The sequence below is a fragment of the Natrialba aegyptia DSM 13077 genome, from assembly GCF_000337535.1.
Lineage (GTDB): Archaea > Halobacteriota > Halobacteria > Halobacteriales > Natrialbaceae > Natrialba > Natrialba aegyptia.
The window spans coordinates 1-12840 of the sequence record NZ_AOIP01000008.1; the positions used below are offsets into that span (position 1 = coordinate 1).

14 protein-coding genes are annotated in these 12840 nt (G+C 65.0%); 4 read left to right on the top strand and 10 right to left on the bottom strand.

Annotated elements, in window-relative coordinates; genetic code table 11:
• On the bottom strand, positions 1-2028 hold a 2028-nt coding region (locus C480_RS01005), incomplete at its 3' end, for a PAS domain-containing protein (RefSeq protein ID WP_049903035.1).
• Positions 2029-2179: 151 nt separating this feature from the next.
• Entirely contained in the window at positions 2180-3163 is a 984-nt protein-coding gene (locus C480_RS01010; protein ID WP_006663761.1) for an ornithine cyclodeaminase family protein, read from the bottom strand.
• 138 nt (positions 3164-3301) lie between these two features.
• On the opposite strand from C480_RS01010, the gene C480_RS01015 reads away from it, so the two are divergent.
• Together C480_RS01015 and C480_RS01020 are read left to right on the top strand one after the other, a co-directional pair.
• The gene (locus tag C480_RS01015) at positions 3302-4495 is read left to right on the top strand and encodes an NAD(P)/FAD-dependent oxidoreductase (protein ID WP_006663762.1); all 1194 of its coding nucleotides are present in this window, start codon (positions 3302-3304) and stop codon (positions 4493-4495) included.
• A gap of 39 nt (positions 4496-4534) precedes the next feature.
• Complete coding sequence (locus tag C480_RS01020) at positions 4535-5086, top strand: dihydrofolate reductase family protein (RefSeq protein WP_006663763.1); 552 nt, start codon at positions 4535-4537, stop codon at positions 5084-5086.
• 37 nt (positions 5087-5123) lie between these two features.
• Here the strand turns inward: C480_RS01020 and C480_RS01025 are convergent, their stop codons facing one another.
• Positions 5124-5348: a hypothetical protein gene (locus tag C480_RS01025; RefSeq protein WP_006663764.1), complete on the bottom strand. Its 225-nt coding sequence runs from the start codon at positions 5346-5348 to the stop codon at positions 5124-5126.
• A gap of 137 nt (positions 5349-5485) precedes the next feature.
• Between C480_RS01025 and C480_RS01030 the strand changes: the two genes are divergently transcribed.
• Positions 5486-5704, top strand: coding sequence for a hypothetical protein (locus C480_RS01030; RefSeq protein WP_006663765.1), 219 nt, complete (start codon positions 5486-5488; stop codon positions 5702-5704).
• Positions 5705-5966: 262 nt separating this feature from the next.
• Here the strand turns inward: C480_RS01030 and C480_RS01035 are convergent, their stop codons facing one another.
• The 5 genes from C480_RS01035 to C480_RS01055 all read right to left on the bottom strand — a co-directional run bounded on the left by C480_RS01035 (position 5967) and on the right by C480_RS01055 (position 10166).
• The gene (locus tag C480_RS01035; RefSeq protein WP_006663766.1) at positions 5967-6245 is read right to left on the bottom strand and encodes a hypothetical protein; all 279 of its coding nucleotides are present in this window, start codon (positions 6243-6245) and stop codon (positions 5967-5969) included.
• Positions 6246-6509: 264 nt separating this feature from the next.
• Positions 6510-7745, bottom strand: a complete 1236-nt coding sequence (locus C480_RS01040; RefSeq protein WP_006663767.1) for a GNAT family N-acetyltransferase — start codon at positions 7743-7745, stop codon at positions 6510-6512.
• Positions 7746-7810: 65 nt separating this feature from the next.
• A complete protein-coding gene (locus C480_RS01045) occupies positions 7811-8968 on the bottom strand; it encodes a pyridoxal phosphate-dependent aminotransferase (RefSeq protein WP_006663768.1) in 1158 nt (385 codons plus the stop codon).
• 10 nt (positions 8969-8978) lie between these two features.
• A complete protein-coding gene (locus C480_RS01050; RefSeq protein WP_006109185.1) occupies positions 8979-9464 on the bottom strand; it encodes an Lrp/AsnC family transcriptional regulator in 486 nt (161 codons plus the stop codon).
• 99 nt (positions 9465-9563) lie between these two features.
• The gene (locus C480_RS01055; protein WP_006663769.1) at positions 9564-10166 is read right to left on the bottom strand and encodes a hypothetical protein; all 603 of its coding nucleotides are present in this window, start codon (positions 10164-10166) and stop codon (positions 9564-9566) included.
• A gap of 200 nt (positions 10167-10366) precedes the next feature.
• Between C480_RS01055 and C480_RS01060 the strand changes: the two genes are divergently transcribed.
• Entirely contained in the window at positions 10367-10960 is a 594-nt protein-coding gene (locus C480_RS01060) for a thioredoxin family protein (RefSeq protein WP_006663770.1), read from the top strand.
• Between the two features lie 21 nt (positions 10961-10981).
• Here the strand turns inward: C480_RS01060 and C480_RS01065 are convergent, their stop codons facing one another.
• Both C480_RS01065 and C480_RS01070 read right to left on the bottom strand, forming a co-directional pair.
• A complete protein-coding gene (locus C480_RS01065) occupies positions 10982-11533 on the bottom strand; it encodes a cupredoxin domain-containing protein (protein ID WP_006663771.1) in 552 nt (183 codons plus the stop codon).
• 128 nt (positions 11534-11661) lie between these two features.
• The gene (locus tag C480_RS01070) at positions 11662-12777 is read right to left on the bottom strand and encodes an NADH:flavin oxidoreductase/NADH oxidase (RefSeq protein ID WP_006663772.1); all 1116 of its coding nucleotides are present in this window, start codon (positions 12775-12777) and stop codon (positions 11662-11664) included.
• Positions 12778-12840: the final 63 nt, after the last annotated feature.

Sequence of the window (12840 nt, forward strand, 5' to 3'; positions counted from 1 at the left end):
GAGATGTGTATAAGAGACAGTCGTTACGTCTCGCACTTCGATTCGGGTGCCGTTCGTCGCGTCGTCGACCGAGAGCGTCCAGTCGTGCGCATCGGCGATGGCACGGACCAGCGTGAGGCCGAGGCCGTCCATTCCCCGTTCGTCGGCGGCCGTCGGATCGAACGCGCGCTCGTCCAGCGTTGCGGGCCGTTCTGCGGCGGTATCGAGCAGGTAGAACCCGCGGGACTGTTCGCGGCCCGTCTCGGTGCCGATGACGGCCTGCGTTTCCTCGTGTGTCGGCTGGTCGTCGTCGATTCCGAGGAGTCCGACGCTGACGCGAACGGGGTCGGTAGTGTCGTCGGGACCCTCACCGCCGGCCTCGGCCCCGTCTTCGGCCCCGACTTCGCCTCTCGTCTCGCTTGCCCCCTCACTTTCCGATGCCTGTGCGCGGGCCGCGATGTCGTCGAACGCCGTTTCCAGCAGGTGGCCGAACCGCTCGGCGTCGGCTCGGAGCGCCGCCGCGCACTCGAGTTCGAGTTCGAGTTCGAGCGTCGACTCGTCGAGTCGCGAGTTCGCCGCGGCGTCTCGGATGGCGCGTTCGAGGAGGATGCGGTTTCGCGGGCCGACGGCGGTCGCGTTCCGGGCGAACTCGCGCACGTCGTCGACGAGGCGCTCGGTGCGGTCGAGCATCGTCGTGACTGAGTCCTCGGCGAGGGGAAACTCCCAGGTGTCGTTACCGGTCCGGGCTCGTTCGTCCTCGAGTGCGTCGGCGACGGCGTCGAGTTGGCGTTTCAGGTCGGTCGAGAGGACCTCGGCGATGCCTTCGAGGCGTTCGGTCTGGCGTTCGAGTTCGGTTGTACGGTCGCGAAGCAGTTGTTCGCGGTCGGCCCGGTCGAGGGCTGCGCGGATGTTCTCGACGAGCGTCGAGAGCAGTTCGACATCGGTATCGTCGAATCGCTCGGGTTCGAGGGAACCGGTCATCAGGACGCCGTGGGTGCCGATCGGGGCAATGATTTCGGACCGGATCGGCGAGTCGGGATTGTACAGACCCTCGACTGCCGAGAGGTCGTCGAACCGCTCGACGCTGCCGGATTCGAACACGTCCCAGATGAGCCCCTCGGGCGGGGTAAACCGAGGGAGTCCACCGAACTCTTCGTAGGCCCCGGCGGTGCCGGCCACGGGATCGAGATACCCCTGTTCGTCGTCGAGCAACCAGACGCCGCTGATCGGCAGATCGAGCAGATCGCTGCCGGCGTGGACCGCAATCGAACAGATCTCCTCCGGATCGTCCGATTCGAGCAACCACCGGGTAATCTCGTGAAGCGAGGCCGCGACGCGCTCGTACTCGTGCTGATCGGTGACGTCGCGGACGATCCCGGCGATCGTCGCCCGAGTGTCCTCGACGGGGACGAATCTGAACTCGCCCACTCGATCCGCTCCACTGGCGTCGGTAAACGGCACCTCCACCCGGCGCGTCTCGGCCGTACCGATGTCTACGTCGGTAATCGCGCGCCCGATCTCGACGGCGTCGTCGTCGTTGATTGCGGCTCGCTCCGGAATGATCTCGACGTGTTCGCCGAGCAGCACCGCTCGATCGACGCCGAGGAACTGCTCCATGGCCTCGTTGACCGAGACGATCTCTCGGTCGCCGTTGAGCGTGACGACGCCGTCCGAAATCGCCTCGACGGCGGCCGCGTGCTGGGCGAGCGTCCGCTCCTGTTGTTTGCGTTCGGTCACATCGCGCATGTACACCGAGAGCCCGGTTTCGGAGGGGTAGGCCGTCGCCTCGAACCAGGTTTCGAGTCGCGCGTGATAGATGTCGAACGAAACCGGCGTCTGGGTATCCATAGCGCGATGAAATCCGTCCGGAAACTGCGTCTCGACGGTCTGGGGGAACTCGTCCCACATGACGCGCCCGATCAGATCCGCCCGCGAGCGTTCCAGCAGCGTCTCGGCTCGGTCGTTGAGGTAGGTGAACCGAAAGTCCGTATCGAGCGCGAAAAACGCGTCCGTGATACGGTCGACGACCGGCACAGACCGCAGTGTCACGGTCGCTCACCCATCGTCACCGCTACGTCCACGTCGGACCCTCCCCCGAGGGAATTGGCTCTCGTGATAGCCATTACCAGCTACTCTAGGGATACTTATCGAAGCCCGTATTTCAGTGTCGCGGCCGAGAACGCAAAACAGGGTAGACCGGTTAGAGTGCAACTTTCGTCCCAACGTCGCGCGACACCGCTCGATCGAAAATCGCCTCGGCGCTCGCCGCATCGAGCACCGCCGACCCGACGCTCTCGACGACGAGTATCTCCTCGTCCGCCTCGCGCCCGCGATCACCCGCGATGACGGCTCCGACCGGTTCGACCTCGCGGTCGACGTGGCCTCGAAGATCACCCGTTTCCGCGGCTTCTTCGGGCACGTCCCCGAAAATCCGGGCCGCGCGCTCGACCGTCTCGTCGTCGAGTTCACGCATCTCGGGCGTGTACGCCCCCACGGCGATCACGAGCGTCCCCGGCGCGAGTTCGTCGCCGGGGAACACCGGTTCCGAACTCGTCGTGGCGGTGACGACGACGGTCGCGTCAGCGACTGCATCGCGCGGGCTCGAAACTGGATGTGCGGGAACGTCCAGTTCGGCCTCGAGTTCGGCGGCGCAGTCGACCCGGGAGTCGCTGGGGGCGTAGATGCGGATCGACTCGAGGGCGTCGGTCGCGGCGGCGATGGCGCGGGTCTGCCAGCGGGCTTGCTTGCCGGCACCGATGACGGCCAGGTCGATGGGGTCGTCGACGGCGAGTTCGCGGGCGGCGACCCCGCCGATACAGCCGGTGCGGGCGTTGGTGATGCGGTTGCCGGCGAGGTAGCCGACCGGTTGTCCGGTTTCCGCGTCCGTCAAGGCGAGCTGTGCGGTGACGGTCGGGAGTCCGCGAGCGACGTTGTCCTTGCAGACGGCGACGAGTTTCGTCGCGACGTAGTCTGCACCGTGGACGTACGCCGGCATACAGAGTCCGGTGCCGGTCGGTTCCGCGGGCGCGTCGGGGTCGAGACCGGTCCCGAACGGATAGTGCGGTCGATCGGGTCGTTCGACCGCGCCCGCGTGTTGCTTTTCGAACGCCTCGGCGACGACGGGCAGGAGCGCGTCGATATCGAGCACCGACGCGACGTTATCGGCAGAGAGTACGCGAACCATTGCGCTGTTCTACTCGACCGTTGGTCGGCGGCTACTTCAGTCTATGTTGCCGATTGAGGCGACCCGATTCTGAACAGCGGGAAAGATCGATCGCAGCCGAACGCTTATTGATACCGTGGCGGTAACCAACAGCGTACAATGAAGGGAGTCGTCATCGGCGGTGGAATCGTCGGCCTCTCGAGCGCGCTCGAACTCGCCGAACGCGGTGTCGACGTGACCGTCTGTGAGCAGGGATCGATCGGCACCGGGAGCACGGAACGGTCCGCCGGTGGCATCCGCGCACAGTTCTCGTCGCCGATCAACGTCGAACTCTCCCGCGAGAGCATGCGCGTCTGGGACGAGTTCACGGAGCGATTCGACGCCGAAATCGACTACCGGAAGACGGGGTATCTCTTCCTCGCCCGAAGCGAAGAAACGGCCGCGGCGTTCGAAGAGCGAGTCGCGATGCAAAACGACCGCGGGGTTCCGAGCGAGGTTCTCGATCCGTCCGAGGCGTGTGAAATCTGTTCCGGGATCGATCCCGACCAGTTCGTCGCGGCGACGTACTCGCCGACGGACGGCTTCGCCGATCCGCACCTGGCGCTGCAGGCGTACGCCCGGGCTGCGGCTGCTGCGGGTGTCGATGTTCGGACGCAGACGCCCGTTACCGACGTGATTCGAGCCGGCGACCGCGACCCCGGCGACGGTACTGGCGGGGCGCGGGTAACGGGTGTCGAAACACCTGACGGACGCCTCGAGGCCGACATCGTCGTCAACGCCGCGGGGCCGTGGGCGCGCGAAATCGCTGCGATGGCTGACGTATTCTTGCCGATCACGCCCAAGCGCCGGCAGATCGCCGTCGTCCAGCCGGAGACGCCGGTCCCCGAGACCGACCCGCTGGCGATCGACCTCGAGAGCGGCTCGTACTTCCGGCCGGACCGCGACGGCGACGCGCTCGTCGGCGGGCATTTCGCCGACAACGATCCGGCGTCGGATCCGGACGGGTATCCGCGGTCCATGGACTTCGAGTGGTCGATCGACGCGCTCGAAGCCGCCGCCGAGTGGACGACCTACTTCGGCCCCGAATCCGCGGTCAAGCGCGGCTGGGCGGGCCTGTACGCCGTGACACCCGACGATACGGCCATCGTCGAGGAGACGGTTCCCGGTTTCATCACGGCGGCCGGCTTCTCCGGGCACGGCTTCCAGCACGCCCCCGCGACCGGCCAACTCGTCGCCGAACTCGCCGTCGACGGCGAGGCGTCGCTGCTCGGTATCGACGCGCTCTCGAGCGACCGCTTCGAGGGGACGGACGAGGAGAGGGCTGCCGAACGAACGGAGCGCAATGTCGTCTGAGCGCGGCCATCGGGTAACGCGACTACGTCAACTGAGACGATGAGCGAACTGCTCCTCTACATCGCCGCGAGCGTCGACGGTTTCATCGCGACGCCGGACGGCGGCGTCGACTGGCTCGACGAGTTCCAACAGGAGTCGGACGTCGCGAATTCGGACGACGACGGCTTCGACGAGTTCTTCGCGAGCGTCGACTGCCTCGTCATGGGATCGCGGACCTACGAACAGGTGCTCGAATTCGGCGCGTGGCCCTACGAAGACCGGCCGACGTACGTTCTCACGAGCCGCGAGTTGCCCCTCGCCAGCGACGCCGTGTCGCTGGTCGACGGGGAGCTAGCTGAACTCGTCGCCGACCTCCGAGCGAACCACGACAGAATCTGGCTGGTCGGCGGTGGCGCACTCGTCCGGTCGATGCTGCGTGCGAACTGCGTGGACGAACTTCGATTGCACCTCGTTCCGGTGATACTCGGCGGCGGGATCTCGCTGTTCGGGACGGACGAGCCGCGACGCGACCTGGAGTTACTCGAGACGACGACCCGCGGAGGCGGTCTCGTCGAACTCCGGTACCGGATCGAGTCGGCGACCGAGCGCTGACTCCGGTCGTGTCGCTTTCTGTATAGACGAGTAATAGTTACAGCCGATCCTCGTAGACTGAATCGAAGCGAGTGTATACTGCCGCAAATGCGATGAAGACGCCGATTGCTCCGACAGCGACACCAATCCAGTCTCCGTATGGAACGCCGTATTCTAACAGGCCGATACCGAGTCGTTCTCCAACAACTGCCATCGCCATGATGACGCCGAATCCGAGGAGAAATCTCACAGCGAAATTCCGCTCTACGAAGTTATGTTCCATATTTAATGCTTCTCGTGAAACATTATAGGTTTTCCTCTGCTGTTCAGTGCACCGGTCTCTTCTGTTATGGCGTCCTTTTGCAGCGGTTACTAGAGGGGACCAGCATCCTTTTCTCGTCCGTCTCGAAACAGGGCGCTATGGGCCTTCAAGAACACTTTGAATCCGATATCCGCTTTTATTACGCGATCGGAATGTTCATCATTCTGGTCTATCTCGGTGGCATCGCCGCGGCGGCGGTTCTGGAACTCGCCGTTATCGATAGACGACTGATTCCGCTCACCGCCGGCTTCTTCCTGTTCATGTTCGTTTACTTCATCGCGATCAGCGTCCAACGGCTCGAACCGGACGAGGCGTAACCGCCGCTCTAGTGAGTAGTGGGCAGAGAACACGGGCCGAAATGGCGTCTACCGTACTGCGAGTTCACAATCACAGTTCACAGTTACAGACTCGAGGTCGCCCAGTTGCTCGCGTCGCGATTCCGGGCCGAGTGCATCGACGGGTGCGAGTGTGGTGGGTTCGATGGTGATGGCGGTGGTGGTGATCGTCTCGAACACCCGCCGGCACTCGGCTGGCCGCCGCGACGCGAGTTCAGTTCGGGTGAACTCGTTTCGCGGTGGCTTAGTCCGGCCCGGATCGGTCGGGGGCGGGGTCGGTGTCGGTGTCGGAGTCTAAGTCTGATTTTGAGTTGGAGGTGAGATCGGGATCGGGGTCCGGCGGGGCGACGCGACAGCCGCAGGGACCGGCGATGGCCTCGCCGGGGCCGATCATGGTTTTCTGTGCGATCGGCGTCCCACAGCGGGGACAGCGCGGCGGTTCGAACGGCTCGGAACGGCTGGGATGGTCGGTGTCGTTCGCACTGCTGCCGGTATCGCCGTCGGCGTCAGCGTTGTCACTCATCCCAACTGCCACCCGTTATACCCGCAATCGCGCGGAAGAAGCTCGCTGCTGGTCGAATCGCACGATACATCAGTCGTGCGGGATGTTTATATCCCGTGAGAATGTACGCAAACATGGCTTCAACGCGAGCCGCGTTTGGAAGCCACGTCTCGGATGCTCCTACATCCGGGACACTTTCGTGTCCGTTGTGGCTTCCGTTCTAATTTGTAACCTATAGTGACTTATATCTACCGCTGAACGTCGGGAAGGAGCCCTGCTGTCAGCTCAGAAGAACTCGCCGAGGTAGACGGGCGTCTTCGGCACGAGTTCAGCGAGCGTCGACACAACTTCTCGGTCCGCTGCCTCCAGTCGGTTCGTCCGCGCGAGGTCGGTCGCGGAGCGGGTGCCGACGGCGAGTTCGGAGAGCGCGGCGATGTCGAGTGTCGCATCGGCCGTCGCGTCGTTGTCGCGGGTTTCGCTCACACGCTCACAGCGACCGCGGCCGTCGGCCACCGTCAGCTCGAACAGCCCGTCGTTCCAATCCGCGAGCGGGTCCGTCACCGAAAGCGTGAGCGCGGTTTCTGAACTCGTCGGGTAGGAAAGCGCGGACAGCACCTCTGCAACGTCGACGATCCGAACCATCGGCCCGTTCGTCACCGTCGTCTCGACCTCGTCGGGAGCCCGGACCGCCTCGCGGAACGGGGCGTCCGCCGGCAGCCGAAGCCGCACGCGCTCGACCTGCGAATCGTGCGTGTGACAGAACGACAGCAGCGCCAGGAACGCCTCGTGGTCCGCGGCGACGAGTTCCGAAACGGCCATCGTCCAGTCGCCTCGGTCCCCGTCGATCGTGTAGACGAGATAGCCCGCGACGCGGCCGTCGCGCTCGAAGGCGTAGACGTAGGGATCGACGTCGTGACCGCCGAAGGTGCGGTGTCGCCACCAGTCCTCGTCGCGATCGATCGCGAGCGCGTACCGCTCGGCGTGGCGCTCGTAGACCGGCACGAGTTCGCCGAACTCGTCGGCCTCGACCGGCCGAAACGAGCCCACCGACGCCGCGTCCGCCGCCGTCGCGAACGAGCACACCTCGGGATCGAACTCGTGGGTGACGATCCGGTTGCTCGTCTCCCAGCCGTACTTGTGATAGAAACCGTAGGAAAACGGCCACAGGACGGAGAACCGACGGTCCCGCTCGCGGTACTCGGCGAGCGAGTTCGCGAGCAGTTCGCGGACGTACCCCTGCCGGCGGAACTCGGGCGGCGTCGCGACGGAGGCGAGGCCGGCGATCGGATGCGTCTCGCCGCGGACGGTGGCGTCGAGCCAGTAGTGCCGACAGACGCTCCGCGGATCGTCGTCGGCCGCGTCCGCGCTTTCGTAGATCCCGCGGCGCGAGCCGCGCAGCGCACGCGGCGTGTCGTGCTCGTCCGGTTCGTACGGCGAGACGCCCGAATCCGGTCTGAACGCGTAGCTTCTGAACTCGTGAAAGACGGCTCGCTGATCCGAAAGAGGGCGGTAATCGACCATACGAACGCAAGCGGGGGCGACCGGGAAGAACGTTCCTGTGGTGTGTGGGTGCGTGGCCCGCCCGTCTAGACGTGTTCGTCGACGAACGCTTCGATTCGGTTCAACGCCTTGCGGAGGTCACCCAGCCCGGTCGCGTAGGACACCCGGAGGTGACCCTCGCCGCCCGCGCCGAAGACGTCTCCCGGCACGACTGCCACGCCCTGCTCGCGGAGCACGTCCTCGGCGAACTCCTCCGCGGTCCAGCCGTCGGGGACCTCGGGGAAGCAGTAGAACGCGCCTTTGGCCTCGAAGACGTCCAGCCCGATCTCGCGAAAGCGCGAGAGGACGAACTGGCGGCGGCGGTCGTACTGACCGACCATCTCGACCACGTCGTTCGCACAGGAGTCGAGCGCCTCGATCGCCGCGTGCTGGGCCGTCGTCGGTGCCGAGAGCATCGTGTACTGGTGGATCTTGTTCATCGCGTTGATCGCCGCCGACGGGCCGAGGGCGTACCCCAACCGCAGCCCCGTCATCGCGTGGGCCTTGGAGAACCCGTTGAAGACGATGGTGCGCTCGCGCATCCCCTCGAGCGTCGCGATCGAGGTGTGTTCCCCGTCGTAGGTCAATTCGGCGTAAATCTCGTCCGAAAGCACCGTCAGGTCGTTCTCGCGGGCGAACTCGGCAACCGGTTCGAGTTCAGCCTCGCTCATGATGGCCCCGGTCGGATTGTTGGGATAACAGAGGACGAGCAGGTCCGCGTCGGCGGCCCCGGCCACGTCGAGTCCCTCCGCCGTGAGTTTGAACTCGTCGGCTTCCCTGGTGGGGACCGACAGCACCTCGCCGCCGGCGAAGATCACGCCGGGTTCGTAGGAGATGTACGACGGCTGGGCGATCGCGACCGTGTCGCCGGGATCGACGAGCGCGCGGAAGGCGAGGTCGACGGCCTCGCTCGCACCCGCGGTGGTGATGATCTCCTCGGCGGGGTCATAGCCCAGGTCGAAGCGGTCCGCGACGTAGTCGGAAATCTTCTCCCGGAGTTCGCGTTTGCCCCGGTTTGCGGTGTAGGAGGTCTTCCCCGCCTCTAAGGAAGCGATCGCGGCGTCGCGGGCGGCCCAGGGCGTCGCGAAGTCGGGTTCGCCGACGCCGAGCGAGATCACGTCGTCCCGTTCCTCGGCGATTTCGAAGAACCGCCGGATACCGGAGGGCGGAACCGTCTGCACGCGGTCTGAGAGTTCGATAGGCATACTAATACTATTAGGGAGAGAACGAGAGTCGGTCGTCGTCCTCGCCGTCGCCGAACTCGATCCCGTGTTCCTTGTAGGAGGTCATCACGTAGTGGGTGACCGTCTGGGTGATCTCGGGGACGGGCGCGACCTGTTCGCTGATGAACTGCGACACTTCGCGGATGGAGTCGCCCTCGACCTCCATGTCGAAGTCGTAGTCGCCGCTGACGAGTCTCAGGGCTTTGACCTCTGGGAATCGGGCGAGGCGCTCTGCGATGTCGTCGTAGCCGGTTTCGCGGTCGAGGCGGACGTTCAACTCGACTTCGGCTCGGACGCGCTCGGTTTCGAGTTCGTCCCAGTCGACGACAGCCTGGTAGCCGCGGACGACGCCTGCTGCCTCTAGATCGTCGATTACGGCGGCGACCTCGTCCTCCTCGAGGTCGGTCATTCGCGCGATATCGGCCGTCGAATAGCGCGCGTTCTCACGAAGCAACTCGAGCACCTCGCGTTCGCTCATACCACTGCGAAGCGCGACCGCGAGTAAAAACGTTGTTCTTTGTCGTTTTTCGTTATAGTGGTCGCGGCGGACGAGGATCGCGAACTGCGATCCGGCAGATTACCGATAATTCTTGAACAACAGCGCCCGCACGTCGTCTTTCGTCTGCACGTCCTCCGTCGACCCGTCGGGAAGGGTGACGGTGTAACGGTAGTCCGACGAAGACGACTCCTCCCACTTGTCGTCGTGGGTTTCGAGGAGGCTCATCATCTCGTCTAACATCTCGTCGTCGTCGGCGTCACCGCCGTCCTCGCTCTCGCTCTCTCCCTCGTCGTCTCCACCGTCTTCCGCGTCGCTATCGGCGTCGCCGCCCGTCTCATCACTACTGTCGGCCGAATCTGCAGCGGTATCGCCATCGCTCTCATCGTCATCGTCGTCACCGCCGAGTTCACCAGACTCGTCGTAGGAAATCTCCTCGAGCGCGTGGGGATCTGCCTCGCCGTCGATCGCCGCGCCGACGGACGCCGCCACGTCCTCGGTCGCCGAAAACTCCGCGTCGATGTCGATCGCGTCCGCAACCTCTTCGTCGATGTTGTCGATCAGGAACTGTAACGCGTCCCGCTCGCGAACGAACCCGTACCGGCCGACAACGTCCCGAGAGATCTCCTCGCGGAGTCGTTGGATGAACTCGTACTGTTCGTCGGTAACTTCGAGCGTTTGCATACCCCATCGATGCGGCGGCGGGTACAAATATGTAGGTTGTCGTGGAACACACGAGCGCTGACCGGTCGCTCGCGCGTACTCTCGTTTCGCTCACTCTCCCGGCACGGAACCTCGTCTCTCCGCTCGCCTGCGCGGTCCCCCGTTCATACTCGCGCCCTTGCGTCGGGAGTTATATGACGGAACCTGACAAAACGATTCGTATGGCGAAAGAATCCGATACCGAACTCGCGGCCGGCGATACCGCCCCCGCGTTCGAACTCGAGGGCACGGACGGCGAGACGTACACGCTCGAGTCGTTCGCCGACAACGAGGCGCTGCTCGTCGTCTTCACCTGTAACCACTGCCCGTACGCGCAGGCGAAGTTCGACCTGTTGAACGACCTCGCCGCCGAACACGACGAGGTCGCCGTCGTCGGCATCAACCCCAACGACGAGGTGGAGTATCCGGATGATTCCTTCGAACGCATGCAGGAACTCGTCGACGACGGAACGGTCCGGTACGACGCCTACCTCCGCGACGAGTCCCAGGATGTCGCCGCGGCTTACGGTGCGGCCTGCACGCCGGATCCGTTCCTCTTCCGTCGGACCGACGGCGACGGGAGCGACAGCAGCAGCGACGGTACCACCGCATTCAGTCTCGCCTATCAGGGTCGACTCGACGACGCCCTGAACCCGGACGAGGAGCCGACGCGCTTTCACATCCGCGAAGCCATCGACTCGGTCCTCGCCGGCGAGGAGGTCGAACTCGAGTGGCAGCCCTCCCGCGGTTGTTCGATCAAGTGGAAAGACGAGTAGCTGAGAACTGGGTCCGCGGCGTCACTCGCTCACGATCCGAACGTCCCCTTCCATGGTGTCGTGTGGCTTACACCGATAGGTGGCGATCTCCTCGCTCGCCGTGACGCCGTCTAACGTCTGCGTTTCGCCCTGTTTTTGCATCAGATCGGTTCCGTAGTCGTCATCGACGAGTTCACCGGTTTCGTCCCAGAGTTCGATGTTGTGCGGGCGGCCGTCAGCGTTGGTCCAGGTGAACGTATACTCCCGACCGGCAAAGAGGACGAGCGTGGGGTTGGTCTCGCCGGCGATCGGGTCGGGGGCGACGCCCTCCCAGCCGTTCATGACGCCGCGGAGTTCGATCGTCTCGACGTCCGTCCACGCCTCGGGGTTGACGTGCTGGTCGGTTTCGCCCTCGTCTTCAGCGTCCGCATCGTCGTCGGTCGTGCCGTTCTCGCCGCCGTTCTGGGTTTCGGTCTCGTTTTCGGTTCCGTTCCCGTCGTCAGCCCCGCTCAGACAGCCGGCCGCGAGGACGGTTCCCGCCGTCGCACCCACGGTCCGCAGGACGGTCCGCCGGCGCTGATTTCGATTGCTCATCGTGTCGTCTTCGAGTATCCGCCCGAGATAGTTGAAGCGCAGTGGACACTCTCACTCACTGAAACCTGCCCTCTGAGATCTGAAACATGAAACGTCTATTCACTTGGAGCGTGGCCGGCGTCGCAGGCTTACTGAACCGCCCGGCGATACTGAATCGGCCACGCCGATTCACCCTCCCCATCGAGTTCATCCGCGGCCCGCAGGCCGAAGTACGGATCGCGCAGGAACTCGCGGCCGACGAAGACGAGGTCGGCGCGCCCGTTGCGGACGAGCGCGTCCGCCTGTTCGGGTTCGGTGATGCCGCCGACGGTGCCGACGGCGAGGTCCGCGCCCTCATCGACTCGTTCGGCCAGCGGCACCTGGAAGTTCGGCCCGCCATCGATTCGCTCGTCGGGGTGGAGGCCGCCGGAGCTAACGTCCATTAGGTCGATCCCGATTTCGGCGAGGTCTGCCGCGAGGCGGGCGGACTGCTCGGCGTCCCACGACTCGCGGTCGTCGAGCCAGTCGGTTCCCGAGATGCGGACGAAGACCGGCTTGTCGTCCGGCCAGACCTCGCGGACGGCCGCCGCGACTTCGCGGACGAACCGCGTGCGGTTCTCGAAGCTGCCGCCGTAGTCGTCCTCGCGGTGGTTCGTCACCGGCGAGAGGAACTCGTGGAGCAGGTAGCCGTGTGCGGCGTGGACCTCGGCGATTTCGAAGCCGGCGTCGAGCGCTCGTTCTGCGGCGTCGCGGTAGGCGTCGATGACGCCCTGAATGTCTTCGACGGTCGCCTTTCGCATCGCCGGCCGATCGCCGGGGAAGGAGGGGTAGGCGTCGGGCGACGGCGAGAGCACCTCCCAGCCGCCGTCGTCGGGCTGGAGCGGCAGGTTGCCCTCCCACGGTTTTGCCTTGCTCGCCTTCTGCCCGGCGTGGGCGAGTTGAATCGCCGGGACGGATCCCTGCTCGCGGATGAACTGGGTGATCGGCTCGAGTTCGGCGGCGTGTTCGTCCGTCCAGATGCCGAGGTCGTGGGGGGTGATCCGCCCGCGCGGTTCGACGGCGGTGGCCTCGGTCATGACGATGCCCGCGCCGCCGACGGCGCGGCTACCGAGGTGGACGCGGTGCCACTCGGTCGGGAGGCCGTCGGTCTCGCAGGAATACTGACACATCGGCGAGACGGCGATTCGGTTCGGAATGTCGAGTTCGCGGAGCGAAAGCGACGATCGCAGATCGGCATCGTCGACATCGGAGTCGGTGGTTGCCATCGACGGGTCTAGCGATGGCGCGAAGAAAACGCCCGGGGACGGCGATGGCCTTGCCGACTCGCG